This window comes from Photobacterium kishitanii, from assembly GCF_000613045.3.
Classification (GTDB): Bacteria; Pseudomonadota; Gammaproteobacteria; order Enterobacterales; family Vibrionaceae; genus Photobacterium; species Photobacterium kishitanii.
In genome coordinates this window covers 2,310,758-2,326,129 of sequence record NZ_LN794352.1, presented here as the reverse complement: position 1 = coordinate 2,326,129, position 15,372 = coordinate 2,310,758, and the positions used below count along the sequence as shown (strand labels likewise).

The 15,372-nt window shown below is 40.0% G+C and carries 17 protein-coding genes, 1 riboswitch and 1 other annotated feature; of the genes, 4 read left to right on the top strand and 13 right to left on the bottom strand.

What is annotated here, in order from left to right; all coding sequences use genetic code 11:
* Nucleotides 1-2 precede the first annotated feature (2 nt).
* Genes minE through minC form a run of 3 tightly spaced genes read right to left on the bottom strand, consistent with a single transcriptional unit; the run spans nucleotide 3 to nucleotide 1,812 of the window.
* On the bottom strand, nucleotides 3-266 hold the full coding sequence (minE, locus tag PPBDW_RS10915) for a cell division topological specificity factor MinE (protein ID WP_036795468.1): 264 nt from the start codon (nucleotides 264-266) through the stop codon (nucleotides 3-5).
* 6 nt (nucleotides 267-272) lie between these two features.
* Nucleotides 273-1,085: a septum site-determining protein MinD gene (gene minD / locus PPBDW_RS10910; protein WP_036795467.1), complete on the bottom strand. Its 813-nt coding sequence runs from the start codon at nucleotides 1,083-1,085 to the stop codon at nucleotides 273-275.
* Between the two features lie 25 nt (nucleotides 1,086-1,110).
* Nucleotides 1,111-1,812, bottom strand: a complete 702-nt coding sequence (minC, locus tag PPBDW_RS10905; protein WP_036795466.1) for a septum site-determining protein MinC — start codon at nucleotides 1,810-1,812, stop codon at nucleotides 1,111-1,113.
* Between the two features lie 222 nt (nucleotides 1,813-2,034).
* On the opposite strand from minC, the gene PPBDW_RS10900 reads away from it, so the two are divergent.
* Both PPBDW_RS10900 and PPBDW_RS10895 read left to right on the top strand, forming a co-directional pair.
* A complete protein-coding gene (locus PPBDW_RS10900) occupies nucleotides 2,035-2,307 on the top strand; it encodes a YcgL domain-containing protein (protein WP_036795464.1) in 273 nt (90 codons plus the stop codon).
* A gap of 15 nt (nucleotides 2,308-2,322) precedes the next feature.
* Nucleotides 2,323-3,294 carry a lytic murein transglycosylase gene (locus tag PPBDW_RS10895; RefSeq protein WP_036795462.1) on the top strand — a complete coding sequence of 324 codons (972 nt, stop codon included), beginning with the start codon at nucleotides 2,323-2,325 and terminating at the stop codon, nucleotides 3,292-3,294.
* A 216-nt stretch (nucleotides 3,295-3,510) separates the two neighbouring features.
* Here PPBDW_RS10895 and PPBDW_RS10890 read toward each other — a convergent pair whose 3' ends face one another.
* Nucleotides 3,511-3,906 carry an H-NS family histone-like protein gene (locus PPBDW_RS10890; protein ID WP_036795461.1) on the bottom strand — a complete coding sequence of 132 codons (396 nt, stop codon included), beginning with the start codon at nucleotides 3,904-3,906 and terminating at the stop codon, nucleotides 3,511-3,513.
* A 378-nt stretch (nucleotides 3,907-4,284) separates the two neighbouring features.
* Nucleotides 4,285-4,466, top strand: a riboswitch (Lysine riboswitch).
* Nucleotides 4,467-4,574: 108 nt separating this feature from the next.
* Between PPBDW_RS10890 and PPBDW_RS10885 the strand changes: the two genes are divergently transcribed.
* Nucleotides 4,575-6,161, top strand: coding sequence for a Na+/H+ antiporter NhaC family protein (locus PPBDW_RS10885; RefSeq protein ID WP_036795459.1), 1,587 nt, complete (start codon nucleotides 4,575-4,577; stop codon nucleotides 6,159-6,161).
* Between the two features lie 175 nt (nucleotides 6,162-6,336).
* A complete protein-coding gene (locus PPBDW_RS10880; protein ID WP_036795458.1) occupies nucleotides 6,337-6,915 on the top strand; it encodes a thymidine kinase in 579 nt (192 codons plus the stop codon).
* Between the two features lie 70 nt (nucleotides 6,916-6,985).
* Here PPBDW_RS10880 and hisIE read toward each other — a convergent pair whose 3' ends face one another.
* The 9 genes from hisIE to PPBDW_RS10835 all read right to left on the bottom strand — a co-directional run bounded on the left by hisIE (nucleotide 6,986) and on the right by PPBDW_RS10835 (nucleotide 15,211).
* Nucleotides 6,986-7,606, bottom strand: coding sequence for a bifunctional phosphoribosyl-AMP cyclohydrolase/phosphoribosyl-ATP diphosphatase HisIE (gene hisIE, locus PPBDW_RS10875; protein ID WP_036795456.1), 621 nt, complete (start codon nucleotides 7,604-7,606; stop codon nucleotides 6,986-6,988).
* The gene (gene hisF, locus PPBDW_RS10870) at nucleotides 7,603-8,376 is read right to left on the bottom strand and encodes an imidazole glycerol phosphate synthase subunit HisF (RefSeq protein ID WP_036795454.1); all 774 of its coding nucleotides are present in this window, start codon (nucleotides 8,374-8,376) and stop codon (nucleotides 7,603-7,605) included. Before hisF ends, hisIE begins: the two co-directional genes overlap by 4 nt.
* Nucleotides 8,377-8,385: 9 nt before the next feature.
* Nucleotides 8,386-9,120 (bottom strand): 1-(5-phosphoribosyl)-5-[(5-phosphoribosylamino)methylideneamino]imidazole-4-carboxamide isomerase, encoded by a 735-nt coding sequence (gene hisA / locus PPBDW_RS10865; protein ID WP_036795452.1) that lies wholly within the window; start codon nucleotides 9,118-9,120, stop codon nucleotides 8,386-8,388.
* Nucleotides 9,121-9,140: 20 nt separating this feature from the next.
* Nucleotides 9,141-9,797, bottom strand: a complete 657-nt coding sequence (hisH, locus tag PPBDW_RS10860) for an imidazole glycerol phosphate synthase subunit HisH (RefSeq protein WP_036795451.1) — start codon at nucleotides 9,795-9,797, stop codon at nucleotides 9,141-9,143.
* Nucleotides 9,797-10,867 (bottom strand): bifunctional histidinol-phosphatase/imidazoleglycerol-phosphate dehydratase HisB, encoded by a 1,071-nt coding sequence (gene hisB, locus PPBDW_RS10855; protein WP_081045102.1) that lies wholly within the window; start codon nucleotides 10,865-10,867, stop codon nucleotides 9,797-9,799. Before hisB ends, hisH begins: the two co-directional genes overlap by 1 nt.
* Nucleotides 10,868-10,888: 21 nt before the next feature.
* The gene (hisC, locus tag PPBDW_RS10850) at nucleotides 10,889-11,929 is read right to left on the bottom strand and encodes a histidinol-phosphate transaminase (RefSeq protein ID WP_036796442.1); all 1,041 of its coding nucleotides are present in this window, start codon (nucleotides 11,927-11,929) and stop codon (nucleotides 10,889-10,891) included.
* A gap of 8 nt (nucleotides 11,930-11,937) precedes the next feature.
* The gene (gene hisD / locus PPBDW_RS10845) at nucleotides 11,938-13,239 is read right to left on the bottom strand and encodes a histidinol dehydrogenase (RefSeq protein ID WP_036795449.1); all 1,302 of its coding nucleotides are present in this window, start codon (nucleotides 13,237-13,239) and stop codon (nucleotides 11,938-11,940) included.
* Between the two features lie 3 nt (nucleotides 13,240-13,242).
* Entirely contained in the window at nucleotides 13,243-14,139 is an 897-nt protein-coding gene (hisG, locus tag PPBDW_RS10840; RefSeq protein ID WP_036795448.1) for an ATP phosphoribosyltransferase, read from the bottom strand.
* Nucleotides 14,140-14,198: 59 nt separating this feature from the next.
* Nucleotides 14,199-14,334: a sequence feature (His leader region), on the bottom strand.
* A 352-nt stretch (nucleotides 14,335-14,686) separates the two neighbouring features.
* Nucleotides 14,687-15,211 (bottom strand): YchJ family metal-binding protein, encoded by a 525-nt coding sequence (locus tag PPBDW_RS10835; RefSeq protein ID WP_036795447.1) that lies wholly within the window; start codon nucleotides 15,209-15,211, stop codon nucleotides 14,687-14,689.
* Between the last annotated feature and the right edge of the window lie 161 nt (nucleotides 15,212-15,372).

Below are 15,372 nucleotides of genomic sequence, written 5' to 3'. Positions count from 1 at the left end.
TTTTATTTTTCTTCGTCAGGTAATGTGACGTTGAGTTCTAGTACCGATAATTCATCACCGTTATGGTCTAGATTTACTGAAACATGTTCAGGGTTAATTTGAACATATTTACTAATAACTGCTAAAATATCGCGCTTTAATTGTGGTAAGTAGGCTGGAGATGCTTGCCCAGCACTACGTCTTTCAGCAACAATAATTTGTAGCCGTTCTTTTGCTACATTTGCAGTTTTCGCTCTGCGTGGGCGAAAAAACTCGAGCAGTGCCATGGTCAATTAGCCTCCAAATAGACGTTTTAGGAAGCCTTTCTTTTCTTCTTCTAAGAAACGGAAAGGACGTTCTTCACCAAGTAAACGTGCAACTGTGTCTTCATAGGCTAGTCCTGCATCAGAACCTTTATCAAAGATAACAGGTTCACCTTTGTTGGATGCATTCAATACTGCTTGGCTTTCAGGAATAACACCTAGTAGTGGAATGTGAAGGATCTCTTCAACATCTTGTACACTTAGCATTTCCCCCTGATTAACGCGAGTAGGATTGTAACGTGTAAGTAAAAGGTGCTGTTTAACAGGCTCGCGGCCTTTTTCTGCACGACGAGACTTCGAATCTAGAATACCTAGAATACGATCTGAGTCACGAACTGAAGATACTTCAGGGTTCGTAGTTACAATCGCTTCATCTGCAAAATACAGTGCCATTAGGGCACCCGTTTCAATACCAGCAGGTGAGTCACAGATAATAAAATCAAAACCCATTTTTGCTAGTTCTTTAAATACTTTCTCAACACCATTGCGAGATAATGCATCTTTATCGCGAGTTTGTGATGCTGGAAGCACAAATAAATTATCAACACGCTTATCTTTAATTAGCGCCTGACTTAGATTTGCTTCGCCATTAATAACATTAACAAAGTCATAAACGACACGGCGTTCACAACCCATAATGAGATCGAGGTTACGCAGGCCGATATCAAAATCGATGACTGCAGTTTTTTTACCGCTCAGTGCTAGACCAGATGCAATAGCAGCACTTGATGTTGTTTTACCAACGCCGCCTTTACCTGAGGTAACAACGATAATTCGTGCCATTTACTCAATTCCTTCTTAAAACTTTTTATAAAGCTAGGTGTTCTATACTGAGATTACTGTCTTCAAGAGATATGACAACACCTTTGCCCCAAAACTCTTCCTGAATGTTATCACTCAGCCAGTAGTTTCCCGCAACAGAAATTAGTTCAGATTGTAAGTTTTGACAGAAAATTGTCGCACTTTGCTCACCGCTTGCACCCGCAATTGCGCGACCACGTAGCGTGCCATAAATATGGATACAACCATCAGAAAGAATTTCTGCACCAGCACTGACATTACTGAGAATAACGAGATCACGATTACGAGCATAAATTTGTTGTCCGGAGCGAACCGGAGTACGAATAATTAACGTTGGTTCTTTATCGGTACTTGCTGGGGTATCTAATGTTTCAGCTAAAAATTCAGATGGCTCATCTTTAACAGGTCTTGCAGCATTCATAATAGCAAAACCAGCGGCTTTTGCCTGTGTTTGCTGTGTTTTATTTTTGCAACCACCGATACCGACAGGAATCATTCCTGCATCAATAATGCCAGCTTTTAGTTGTTCAAAGTTAATATCAGCATCAACTTGTGATATATCAATAACAACAGGGGCTGAAGCAAAAAAATTTGGTGCGAGTTCAACTTTGTCTTTTAGCTGATTAGTTACTTTACTAATGTCATTATCAACTAAATGAAGTGCAGAGAGCGTGAACGAGCTCCCTTTTAGTTCAGCTATCTTGGTCATAGGTATATTATGGCTAAGATTTTAAATTAACCATTTAGTTCATTATCACAAAGGTACTAGCATGGTATATTCACTAGCCGTTAGGGGCAAGCTATCCTTGCGTTGACGTTTGTTTTTCAGACAAACTTCTCACACTATTTACTTAAAACTGAGTCAATAGTGAATGATTGCTTGTAATAGTACTCTGAAATGTATGGCGCATAAATGAAATAGGCTAATTATATGTTGTGTTCGATCTACAAAAGTTTAAAAAAAGACAATACTTATTTATACATTAATAAAAAAGATGATTTTGCGGATGTACCTGCACAATTAATGTCGACATTTGGTAAACCTCAATTTGTGATGGTGATCAAACTTGAGGGAAGAACATTAGCGCTGGCTGATGTAGAGAAAGTCAAAGAAGCATTAGCGACTGTCGGTTTTTATTTACAAGTACCGCCACCAGTGACTAATTTATTGGATCAATATAAGGCAGATAAAGCTGCTAAATAATAAAATAAGGCTATTATGCATAAGCGTTTGATATCGATTTTTGTTGCCATAGGAATGGGATTGTCCTCTTCTGCATTTGCCAGTGAAGAAGGATTCGATGCCTACGTAGATAAATTAAAAGTTGAAGCACGTGGTAATGGTATTTCAGAGCCAATAATTGATGCTGCATTTGACGGCATTAAATATACAGCCCGTGCAGTCAAAGCAGATAATAATCAGCCAGAGAAGAAACTGTCGCTAGAGCAATATATTACTCGCGCAGTTCCTGACTGGAAAGTAAAGCAGGCCAATCGTCTTTACCAACAAAATAAAGTGGCACTAGAACGGATTGGTAAACAATATGGTGTACAGCCACGGTTTATTGTCGCTTTATGGGGTATTGAAAGTAATTTTGGTAAAATCCAAGGTAATTATCATGTTGTTGAAGCCTTAGCGACATTGGCCTACGATGGCCGTCGTGAAGCATTATTTCGAAAGCAAGTAATGGCTGCATTAGAAATTTTGCAAGATGGTAATATTTCTATAGCTGATATGAAAGGTTCTTGGGCTGGGGCAATGGGTCAGTGTCAATTCATGCCAACGTCTTACCTTACGTATGCTGTTGATGGTAATGGTGACGGTAAAGCCGATATTTGGAATACTAAAGCCGATGTTTTTGCTTCTGCCGCTAATTATTTAAAACTATCTGGATGGGATAGTGAATATACTTGGGGACGTCCAGTTAAATTATCAAAGGTCTTAGCTGATAGCTACGAAGGTACTGAAACTGAAAAAGGAAAAACATTAGCTCAATGGCAACAATTAGGCGTGATGAGTAATAGTCGCGGAACATTGCCGAATGCTGATATTCAAGCATGGTTGATTCAGCCTGATGGTGGTGAAGGTAAGTCGTATCTGATATATGAAAATTATAGAACATTACTAAAGTGGAATCGTTCGCATTATTTTGCTTTAGCAGTAAGTGCATTAGCTGATCGTATTCAATAAATTAATTACCATTATACTTAATATACGAGTTTAAGTAATAACTAAAAAGTCAGGCGTTAATGTCTGGCTTTTTTGTTGGCGTTATATTAATGGGCTAAATAAGAATGTTGTTTTATTCTTATTCGGGATATTTGTACGTGAAATAGTAATCATATAATTATTTGCAGATATAAAAAAAGCCTAAATAGTTTAGGCTTTTTATTTATTCTTTATATATTAGATCTCGAATTCTTCAAGAGCTTGACCATCATCTAGTGCTTTCTTTAGAGCGCTAGGTGTACGGCCTTGGCCTGTCCATGTTTTTTCATCGCCATTCTCATCGATGAATTTATATTTAGCCGGACGACTTGCACGCTTTGCTTTTGGTGCTTTAGCTAAACTTGCTAGTAATTCTTCAGGGTCAATACCGTCAGCTAAAAGCATTTCACGATATTGAGCTAGCTTTTCATTACGTTCATTTTCTTTTGCTTGTTCTTCAGCTTCAGCTTCAGAACGTTCAGTAACAACTGTTGTTAGTTTATCCAACGCTTCTTCAAGTTGTTCTAGTGTATATTCACGAGAAAGTGCGCGTAGGCTACGAAGATTTAAAAGCGCTTTCATTGCATCAGACATTTTATATTTCCTGTTATTTTTAATTAACTATAAATAATAATAGCAGCGTTAAAACATATTTTGCAATAGTAATACTTTTATACATTCAGTGTAAAACATTTTAATCACTTCTTTAATTTAAAAAGTATTTATATTTAGTATATGAGACTATTTATAAAATGTATCTTCATTAATAGTATAAATACAAGCGGAATAGTTTTAGTTATTGTTACAGCGTTTTATATGTTAAATGATAATAAAATTTAAAATGTTATGCTACTTCATTATTATTGGATGGTTATGGTTACATTTGGTCTATTTATGATTTTTGTTGTTAATTTTTTAGATTTCCGATGTTGCAATATTTCGCTATTTACGTAGAATGATTTATTCCTTAACGATAAGGGTAGAGGTGCATTGTTTATCAGTAACTAATACGAGGGTGATACCGATGACTATTAGCGAAAGGAGCCGATGCCGAAGTGAGATATAGCTATCAAATATTCTTACTGGGGTTGCATTGAAGAAGTGCAACACTGCCATAGTAGATAAACACATAACTATGGAGTGCTACTGTGGAGGCTGGAAAGGCTAACCTTCTTTCCTTATACTCAAATTAATATGCCATTGCGCCTATATCAAGCAGTAGATCTTCTAACCAAAATTGGTTGTCTTAGAGATCATAAACTTTGATAGATTTTTCCCATTCCTTAACATCCATTATTCCGCCGTTAGTTGCACTTGGCTTGGCGATTTTAACCCGTAGAGTGTTATTGTCTTTAGGTACTGGTGTTGTACTTGGAGCATTATTTCTTAACGATTTTTCTTTCGCAAATACAGGATCTTACCTTGCCACATCAATCAAAGGGCTGTTTATTTCTGATGGTGGTATTAATACTTGGAATATGAGTATCGTACTATTTTTAATATTGCTGGGAATGACGACAGCCTTATTGACACTTTCAGGTGGTACGCGTGCTTTTGCTGAGTGGGCACAAACTAAAATTAAGACCAAACGTGGGGCAAAACTTCTCGCTGCTTTTTTAGGCGTATTCATTTTTGTCGACGACTATTTTAATAGCCTTGCTGTTGGTTCTATCGCTCGCCCTGTTACTGATCGCTTTCAGGTATCACGTTCGAAATTAGCCTATATTCTTGATTCTACTGCCGCACCTATGTGTGTATTAATGCCGGCATCAAGTTGGGGGGCATATATTATTACCTTGATTGGCGGCATATTAGTCACTCATGGCGTTACGGAATATACGCCATTGAGTGCTTTTATGACGTTAGCACCAATGAACTTCTATGCTATTTTTGCGTTAGCAATGGTCTTTGTCGTGTCGTGGTTCCAATGGGATATTGGGCCGATGAGAAAGCATGAACTTGCTGCGAGTCATGGTCGCGGTACAGATGTTGGTGGTGACGTTGACGAGCAAGCTAAAGATTTAACCGAAGAACTCGATATAAAAGAAAGTCAGAATGGTCGCGTTGGCGATTTAGTATGGCCAATTGTTATTCTTATTATAGCGACGTTCTTTTTTATGGTGTTTACCGGCTATCAGGTACTAGCAGCAGAAGGTAAGCCGTTTGCACTATTAGGCGCCTTTGAAAATACCAATGTCGGTCAAGCATTATGCTTAGGTGGAGCCTTTGGTTTAGTTGCGGCAATCATACCGGTGTTTCGTCAGCGAATTCCAGTATCAGATATTGGTAACACATTATGGATTGGCGCAAAATCAATGTTTGGCGCGATATTAATTCTACTATTCGCATGGAGTATTGGTAGTGTTATTGGTGATATGAAAACGGGGCAATATTTATCGACCCTTGTGCAAGGAAATATTAATCCAGCATTATTGCCAATGATTTTATTTTTACTCTCAGGGATTATGGCTTTTTCTACCGGCACCTCATGGGGTACTTTCGGTATTATGTTACCAATAGCGGGTGATCTTGCTGGCGCGACGGAAATTAGTTTAATGCTCCCAATGCTGGCGAGTGTTTTAGCGGGTTCAGTTTTTGGTGATCACTGTTCTCCAATTTCGGATACTACAATATTGTCGTCTACTGGAGCACGCTGCCATCATATTGATCACGTAGCGACTCAACTACCTTATGCATTAGCTGTAGCTATTATTTCTGCGATTGGATTTTTAGCTTTAGGTCTTACTGACTCATTGGCGCTAGCATTTTTAGCGGCGACAACTGCGTTTACCTTGATGTGTTTTTTCTTAGCTTGGTTATCACGTCAACCTAAGAAAGTTAATGCATAAAGCTAAATGTTATTAAAATAACCCAATGGGTTTAAATTGAACCAGTTGATGATGTCAGCTGGTTTTTTTTATAACAACAATAACAGTTGTTGATATAGATACTTTTCATTGGCGATGATTTTATGTAGCATCGGCGCGATTTTTTAAACGTAATCAATATTACTAGGAAAGCCTAATGGCCCAGATGTATTTCTATTACTCAGCAATGAATGCTGGGAAATCGACCACATTATTACAATCGTCATTTAACTATCGTGAACGAGGCATGACGCCAATTATTTTCACTGCTGCAATTGATGATCGTTTTGGTAAAGGTAAAGTTAGCTCTCGAATTGGTTTGCAGGAAGATGCCGAATTATTTAATTCTACAGATGATCTTTATCAGAAATTAATTCAGCTTTCAGGCGCAGGTAAAATTGATTGTGTATTAATTGATGAAAGCCAGTTCCTAACTAAAGAGCAAGTTTATCAATTGACTGAAGTCGTCGATAAATTAGATATTCCTGTTTTATGTTATGGCTTACGGACAGATTTTCTTGGTGAGTTATTTGAAGGTAGTCGCTATTTATTATCATGGGCTGATAAATTAGTTGAGCTAAAAACAATTTGTCATTGTGGCCGTAAAGCGAATATGGTTATTCGTCAAGATGCTGCTGGTAATGCGATTGCTGGCGGTAACCAAGTTGAAATTGGTGGCAATGATCGTTATGTGTCAGTGTGTCGTGCCCATTATAAAGAAGCGTTGGGTCTGTAATACAGATTGACATAAATAAAAAGGAAGCCGAGCTTCCTTTTTTTATGAGTGATGATAATACTCGGTGTATTTATTGTTGATGACGTTGTTTGAGTTTATTAATAACATCTTCAAGTGCGAGGTCTTGATCTTGTAATAATACTAATAAGTGATATATAAGATCTGCTGATTCACAGACTAATTCCGCTTTATCACCTGAGGTTGCCGCAAGCGCAACTTCAACACCTTCTTCACCTACTTTCTGCGATATACGCTTGGTGCCACGGGCATAGAGACTGGCAGTATAAGAAGAGTCGGGATCTGCACCTTTACGATCAGCCAGTACTTGCTCAAGTTGATGAAGGAATACTAAACTAGGTTGAGCGTTAGTATTATTATCGTTATCAAAACAGCTGGTGGTGTTTAAATGACAGGTTGGGCCAACCGGATCGACTTGTATTAATAATGTGTCTTGATCACAATCGAGCTTAATACTTTTAAGCTGTAACACGTTGCCGGATGTTTCCCCTTTGGTCCACAATCGATTTTTAGTACGAGACCAAAAAGTTACTTGCTCTGTGGCTAGAGTTTTGGTGAGGGCTTCATCATTCATATAACCAAGCATTAAGACTTGACCACTGTTGTTATCTTGAATAATAGCAGGGATCAATCCGGCTACTTTTTCCCAATCAATAGTTGTTATTAAACTCATAGTCGAATTTCCACCTGTTGTTGTTTAAGATATTGCTTTAACTCACCAATATTAATAATTTGTTTGTGAAAGACGGACGCTGCCAGTGCACCATCAGCATTGGTAAATTGAAAGGCATCACGAAAGTGGAACATTTCACCTGCGCCACCAGAAGCAATTAGTGGCACCTGACACACATTACGTACCATATTCAATTGGTTTAAATCATAACCGTTACGAACGCCATCTTGGTTCATCATATTCAATACGATTTCGCCAGCACCACGTCGTTGTACTTCTTGTACCCAGTCACAGGTTTGCCATTGGGTTGCTTGAGTGCGGTGCTCATCCCCCGTAAATTGATAAACTTGGTATTGACCTGTTGCGGCATCAAAATAAGAGTCGATACCCACCACGATGCATTGCACGCCAAATTTATCGGCAAGTTCGGTAATCAACGCTGGATTTGCAAGAGCAGGGGAGTTAATGGATACTTTATCCGCACCAAATTGTAGAATTTGACTGGCGTCTGCTACTGATTTAATTCCGCCAGCGACACAAAATGGAATATCAATCACTTCAGCAACTCGTGATACCCAACTTTTATCAACCACTCGACCATCACTTGAGGCGGTAATATCATAAAACACCAGTTCGTCAGCGCCTTCTTCAGCGTAGCGTTTAGCCAGTGGAACAATATCGCCAATGATTTCATGGTTACGAAATTGAACCCCTTTCACCACTTGACCATCACGAACATCTAAACAAGGAATTATACGTTTAGCTAACATTGGCTCTCCTTAACTATTCCAGCAAGTGAACGCTTGTTCAGCGGTAAACTTGCCGTCCAATAACGCACGACCAACGATCACACCCGCAACCCCTGAATCTTTAAGGGCAGCAATATCTTCAAGTGAACCGATGCCACCGGATGATTGAAATTGTACTTGTGGATATTGGCGGCATAAATCGATATACAGTTCAACATTTGAACCCGCTAACGTACCATCTCGAGAAATATCAGTGCATAGCACATGTCGTAAACCGACTTTAAGATAGTCATTAAGTAAGGTTTCGATACTGACGCCTGAATCTTCTTGCCAACCGGAAACCGCGACAGTACGTTTACCATTGACATCAATGTTAATATCAAGTGCTAATACAATATGTTCAGCGCCATATTTTTCAATCCAACCTTTGACCATTTCTGGTTGTTTAACCGCCGTTGATCCAATCACAACCCGCTGTGCGCCAGCGTTAAGTAAATCGCTAACGTCTTGCTCGCAGCGCACACCACCACCAATTTGAACATTGGCTGGTGTGCTAGCAAGTAATTGACTGATTAGGGTTAATTGGCGTGCATGAGTATCTTTAGCGCCAGTTAAATCAACCAGGTGAAGCCAGTTAGCACCAGCCTGATGATATAACGCAAATTGCTCTGCAGGGTTAACTTTATATTCAGTTACTTGTCCGTAGTCGCCTTGAAATAAACGAACGACTTGGCCCTCAATTAAATCTAATGCAGGAATAATCATTACAGGTCCTTTGGTTATGGTTATAGTTCAAGGAAGTTTTTTATCAGTTGCGCCCCTGCTTTACTGGAGCGCTCTGGATGAAATTGAACCCCATAATAGTTGCCACTTTGTACTGCTGCTGTAAATGCTTGACCATATGTCGTCGTTGCAATGGTTTGCCCACCGTCGCTATCACGGTGATCAAATACTGGCATGGCATAGCTATGAACGAAGTAAAAATAACTGCCAACGGGAATATTATTAAATAGTGGATGGTTAGGTTGCGGTGTAATCGTATTCCATCCCATATGAGGTAAAGGTAACTCAGGGGCGTTAATTTTCTTAACGACGGCATTACATAATCCCAAACAAGGGACAAGATCGGTGCCATTCTGACCATGCTCTTGTGACTGTTTACCTAATAACTGCATCCCTAAACAAATACCAAGTAACGGTTTAGTGATTTGTTTAACGAGTGTAATCAAATCACGTTGCTCAAGGTTATGCATTGCTTCGCTAGCAGTACCTACACCGGGTAAAAATAGCTTATCAGCCGCTAATACCACTTGTGGATCTTTGCTTATTTCTACTTGATAGCCCAAGCGTTCAATGGCAAATTTCACCGAAGATACATTGGCACAGCCGGTATCAATAATAACGACTCGTTGCTCAGTGTTTGCGATTGATGGTGCTGTCATTACAACACTCCTTTGCTACTTGGAAGATCATTACCATCGACCTTGATCGCTTGGCGTAAAGTGCGTCCAAAGGCTTTAAATAAACTCTCGACAATATGGTGATCATTATTGCCTGTTGATGACAGATGCAGTGTGCAGGCAAGGGTATCAGTTAACGAACGGAAGAAGTGTGGCACCATTTCTGTCGAAAGATCACCAACTTGATCACGACTAAATGTCGCATCAAACTTAAGGTATGGGCGACCAGATAGATCTAAAGCACATTGAGCTAAACATTCGTCCATCGGTAAACTAAATCCAAATCGGCCAATACCACGCTTATCGCCGAGGGCTTGGCGTAATGCTTCGCCTAATGCGAGTGCTGCATCTTCAACACTGTGGTGATCATCAATGTGTAAATCTCCATCGACTATTAATGTCATTTGGAATCCACCGTGAGTGGCTATTTGATCTAACATATGATCAAAGAATCCCAATCCCGTTGAGATAGTATTGCCACCCGTTTGATCGAGATTCACTTTGACGCGGATATCCGTTTCTTTGGTGGTACGAACCACTTCTGCGATCCGTGGTTTTGTGGTGAGATCTGTCACGATCTGTTGCCAATTCATAGTTTGAGGGTGATATTGAATGCCACGGATTGCCATATTTTCTGCTAATTGAAGATCCGTTTGACGATCGCCGATCACCGCTGAGGTTGCAAAATCAACTCGGCCTTGCTGTAAGTAGTCTTTGACTAGCCCTAGTTTTGGTTTACGGCAGCTACATTGCTGGTGGTCAAAGTGGGGACAGATCAAGACATCACTAAAATGAACCCCTTGTGAGCTGAAAATATCCATCATCATCGTATGAGGGGCATCAAAATCTACTTGGGGATAACTGTCCGTACCAAGACCATCTTGGTTAGTTACCATTACTAAGTGATAACCCGCATTTTGCAGAGCAAGTAATGCTGGAATAACATTCGGTTCAAATTGCAGTTTGTCTAATCGATCAACTTGAAAGTCAACAGGAGGCTCAACAATTAAGGTGCCATCACGGTCAATAAATAGAATTTTCTCTTTGCTCACAATTAATGTCCTTATTAATTATTATTGTAATTGGCTGCGAATAAATGCGAGGGTTTTTTCACATTCATCACGATTACCCACACTGATACGAATACAATTTTCAATTGGTGAACGACGTAAAATAATGCCGTTATCCCATAAGGTATTGAACAGCTTATCGGCATCAGCAAATTTAACTAAAAGGTAGTTACCATAACCATCAAATACCGTTACACCGGCTAACATACTAAGCCCAGCTTGCAGGTAAGAGCGGTTAGCGCACAAATCTAATACTTGAAATTTAGTACGCGCACGCCCAGCGACTGATAAGGCTTGCACTGCAATTTCAGTTACAGGCACGGGGACAGGGTAAGGGGCGATCACCTTGAGTAGTATTTCTATAATATCGCTATTAGCTAAAGTAAAACCGCAGCGTAGACCCGCAAGTGCAAAAGCTTTGGAGAGCGTGCGTAAAATAACCAGCTGTGGGTATGTTGCTAATAAATCTTTGACGCTATCTTGGAGACTAAAATCAATATAAGCCTCATCAATAACCACTAATGCTTTATCTGTTGTCATTTCTAATAAGGCAATAATATCTTTACGAGCAAGTAAATTACCGGTGGGGTTATTGGGACTACAAGCAAAAACAACTTTAACCGTTTCAAGGTTGTTGGCTATAGCACTAAGATCAAGTTGCCACTCAGGTGTTAGTGGCACTACTTTGGCATTAACGGCATTCGTTTCTGCACTAATGGCATACATACCATAAGTGGGAGGGCAATATAGAATGCTATCGCAGTTTGGCTCACAGAAGGCCTTAATGATAAGTTCAATACCTTCGTCGGCGCCGCGTGAGGTTAAAACTTGCTGTGGTTCAACCCCTGCATAATCAGCATAAGCGTTGATTAATTCCTGCGGTTGGCACTCGCTGTAACGATTTAATCTCGCAAGGTTAATATTGTATTCATTGGCGAACGGTGACTCATTAGCATTGAGCCAAATATCACCTTTACCGCCTAAACGACGTGCTGACTGGTAAGGGGTTAATTCACGTACGTTTTTACGGGCTAGTTGAGCGATGGCCATGATTAATTCTCTTGTTGTGTGGTTAATTTATTAACCCGAATAGTGACTGCATGTTTGTGGGCGTCAAGACCTTCTGCCTCTGCAATTGTGGTCACTGTTTTTGCAATACCGAGTAAACCATCGGCTGATAACTCTTGTACTGTCATTCGCTTGCTGAAATCAGCTAAACCAAGGCTTGAATAAGTACGAGTGTATCCATAAGTAGGCAGCACGTGGTTGGTGCCTGATGCATAATCACCGACAGATTCTGGTGACCATTGACCTAAGAAAATAGAGCCTGCATTGTCCAGTAATGACACTAGTTCTCGTGGCTCACAGGTTTGTACAATTAAGTGCTCTGGGCCGTATTGATTAGAAATTGCAACACACTGGAGTATGGTTTCAGTCACAATTAATAAACTTGAAGTTAAGGCTTGCTGGGCAATATTCGCCCGTGAGAGTTGAGTTAATTGACGCTCAATAGCAGCAGCAGTACGGTCAGCAATATTCTGGCTTGGCGTAACTAATATGACTTGCGAGTCTGGTCCGTGTTCTGCTTGGCTTAATAAGTCAGCAGCAATAAACTCAGGATCTGCTGTGTCATCAGCAATCACTAAGACTTCAGATGGGCCTGCTGGCATATCAATCGCCGCGCCTCTAAAATCATTACTGACTTGGCGTTTGGCTTCAGTAACAAAAGCATTTCCAGGACCAAAAATCTTATCAACTGAGGCGATAGTTTCGGTGCCATATGCCATAGCTGCAATAGCTTGTGAGCCGCCAACGTTGTAAATATCATTAATACCACACAGTTTTGCGACATATAAAATTTCATCGGCAATTGGCGGTGGTGAACATAAAGTGATTTGACGACAACCTGCTATTTGCGCCGGAACACCTAACATTAGAACGGTAGATGGCAATGGCGCACTACCGCCAGGGATATATAATCCAACAGAGCTTACAGGGCGAGTGACTTGCTCACAAATTACACCTGGTTGTGTTTCCACTCTTAGGGGTGGTTGCTGTTGAGCAAGGTGGAAAGTCGTAATATTACGGTGTGCCTGTTCTAAAGCCGCTTTCATTTCGTCGTTTAAGCGGGCGCAAGCTGCGTTAACTTCAGACGATGAAACGTTAAGTGTTGCGGGACGTAAACCATCAAATTTTTCAGTTAATGCCAACAGCGCTTGATCGCCTTGCTGACGGACTTGATTTATTACATCACTAACAATGGCCGTGATATTCGTACTATTGCTAACCGCTGGACGTGCCAGAAGCTGTTGCTGCTGGTCTTTAGTAAGAGATTGCCACACTACTGTTTTCATACCTTACTCCATCATTTTTTCAATGGGTAAAACTAGGATAGAGCTGGCACCTAACTCTTTGAGTTGTTCCATGGTTTCCCAAAATAGATTTTCTGAACTGACAAGGTGAATGGCTACGCGACTGTTATCGCCTGCGAGTGGTAATACGGTAGGGTCTTCAGCACCTGGCAATAAACGTTTTATTTGATCAAGGCGATCTGTTGGTGCGTGTAACATGATGTATTTAGATTCTTTAGCTTGAATAACACCTTGTATACGAATAAGTAGGCGCTCAATTAAAGCTTGTTTTTCATTACTGATGGTTTCAGTTGATTGGATTAGTACCGCTTTAGAACGCAGAATGACTTCAGCTTCTTTTAGACCGTTAGCCTCAAGAGTTGCCCCCGTTGAAACGAGATCACAAATAGCATCAGCTAAACCTGCACGTGGTGCAACTTCGACGGAACCATTGAGCATACAAGTGGTAAATTTAACACCGATATCATCCATGTAACGTTTAACTAATTGCGGGTAAGTGGTGGCGATACGTTTGCCATTAAGATCTTGGGGACCGTTGTAATCTGCATCTTTATCAATCGCAATTGATAGGCGACAACCACCAAAATCCAGTCGACGTAATTTAATGTAATCACATGCTTCGTTACGGGCTGCACGTTCAAGACCGACTTCTTCAAGTTCATTTTCACCAATAACGCCTAAATCAACCACACCATCCATGATCAAACCTGGAATATCATCATCACGTACTAATAACAGATCGATTGGCATATTTTCAGCGTGAACAACCAGCCGTTCTCCCATCATATTGAATTTAACACCGCAGCGTTTTAATAAGTCTTGGCATTCTTTGCTAAGACGGCCTTTTTTTTGAATTGCAATGCGTAATCGTTGGGTTTGCATAGTTATATTCCTTGTCTAAATTCATTCATATAATCAAAATTTCAAATTGAAAATTAGGTATTAAAAAACCCTCGAAAGAAGTTTCTTCCGAGGGTCTGAATGTGATATTCCGTTATGACCACTGGAAGAAAAAATGCGTCTTCCAGGGTGAGGCGTATCCTCCCGAAAGACTAGTCAGGATGATGATGGTGATGAAATGTAATCATTTGGATACGCATAAATATTTACTCTATTAAGATCAACGCAATTCGTTGTTGTCCTTCACACTATCGAAGCTGATTGTTTTTTGCAACAATAATTTTAGCTAAAAGTTAAATTAAATGTTAAATAATGGTGTAAATGCCTTAAGGGGATATATATGGGGTAAAACAAACTAACCTTATGAACTTTAATGGGTTATTTGTTTTGTTTGAATAAGGTTGATTTTTGTGATGTAAGGAAATGTGAGTTTTTTCGTGGTTGTTTATCAATGGTGTAACAATTTTATCGCCAATAAACGAGAACCTCATGGTTCCCATTTATTGATTAAATGCAGTAATGAGTTTGTTCAACCACAGCATTTTTTATATTTTTTTCCGCTACCGCACAAGCAAGGATCATTTCGACCTATGGTTTTATTGCTGGTGACGGGAGCTGGAGGTGCAGGTTGTTCGCTTGGTGGTGGTTGTGGGTATTCACCATCAATATAAAACCAATATAACTCACCATTTATTTGCTGCTGTACAAACCGAGATCGCTCTTGTAGGACATATTCTTCACCCTCTTCTTTATAGCCAGCTTTAAACTCGACGTAGCCCTGTCCGTCGGCAGCGATTTCACTGCTGATGACTTCGAGCCCAAGCCATTTTAGAGCGATAGATTCAGCAATGGCAGCACGGTGTTGTTCAGCTTCGCAGCTAGAGTGATAAGTCTGCACCACAAAATCAACTAAACCTAATACATGAGCGCTGTAGCGTGCACGCATCAGTTGCTCGGGGTGGGTTGCTAATGCATGATTAAGATGAATAGGCTTACAGCATTCAGTAAGGGTTTTATGGCTGCCACAAGGACATTCATCATTATGTTTTGACATGTTTTTAGCCGATCTTAGTAAAGAAATTAGCCTTAGTTTACGTTTTTATCATCTTGATTGGCAATCGGTGTTTATATTTGGCGCAATATATTGATTGGGTGATTAAAAAAATGGAAACTGATAACACATAGGTACATAATATCGGTCACTGGAATAAAATC

Coding starts and splice junctions, on each gene's coding strand:
- minE (WP_036795468.1), bottom strand. CDS start 266: ATGGCACTGCTCGAGTTTTTTCGCCCACGCAGAGCGAAAACTGCAAAT.
- minC (WP_036795466.1), bottom strand. CDS start 1,812: ATGACCAAGATAGCTGAACTAAAAGGGAGCTCGTTCACGCTCTCTGCA.
- PPBDW_RS10900 (WP_036795464.1), top strand. CDS start 2,035: ATGTTGTGTTCGATCTACAAAAGTTTAAAAAAAGACAATACTTATTTA.
- PPBDW_RS10835 (WP_036795447.1), bottom strand. CDS start 15,211: ATGTCAAAACATAATGATGAATGTCCTTGTGGCAGCCATAAAACCCTT.
- minD (WP_036795467.1), bottom strand. CDS start 1,085: ATGGCACGAATTATCGTTGTTACCTCAGGTAAAGGCGGCGTTGGTAAA.
- hisG (WP_036795448.1), bottom strand. CDS start 14,139: ATGCAAACCCAACGATTACGCATTGCAATTCAAAAAAAAGGCCGTCTT.
- PPBDW_RS10880 (WP_036795458.1), top strand. CDS start 6,337: ATGGCCCAGATGTATTTCTATTACTCAGCAATGAATGCTGGGAAATCG.
- hisF (WP_036795454.1), bottom strand. CDS start 8,376: ATGTTAGCTAAACGTATAATTCCTTGTTTAGATGTTCGTGATGGTCAA.
- hisA (WP_036795452.1), bottom strand. CDS start 9,120: ATGATTATTCCTGCATTAGATTTAATTGAGGGCCAAGTCGTTCGTTTA.
- hisH (WP_036795451.1), bottom strand. CDS start 9,797: ATGACAGCACCATCAATCGCAAACACTGAGCAACGAGTCGTTATTATT.
- hisD (WP_036795449.1), bottom strand. CDS start 13,239: ATGAAAACAGTAGTGTGGCAATCTCTTACTAAAGACCAGCAGCAACAG.
- PPBDW_RS10895 (WP_036795462.1), top strand. CDS start 2,323: ATGCATAAGCGTTTGATATCGATTTTTGTTGCCATAGGAATGGGATTG.
- PPBDW_RS10890 (WP_036795461.1), bottom strand. CDS start 3,906: ATGTCTGATGCAATGAAAGCGCTTTTAAATCTTCGTAGCCTACGCGCA.
- hisIE (WP_036795456.1), bottom strand. CDS start 7,606: ATGAGTTTAATAACAACTATTGATTGGGAAAAAGTAGCCGGATTGATC.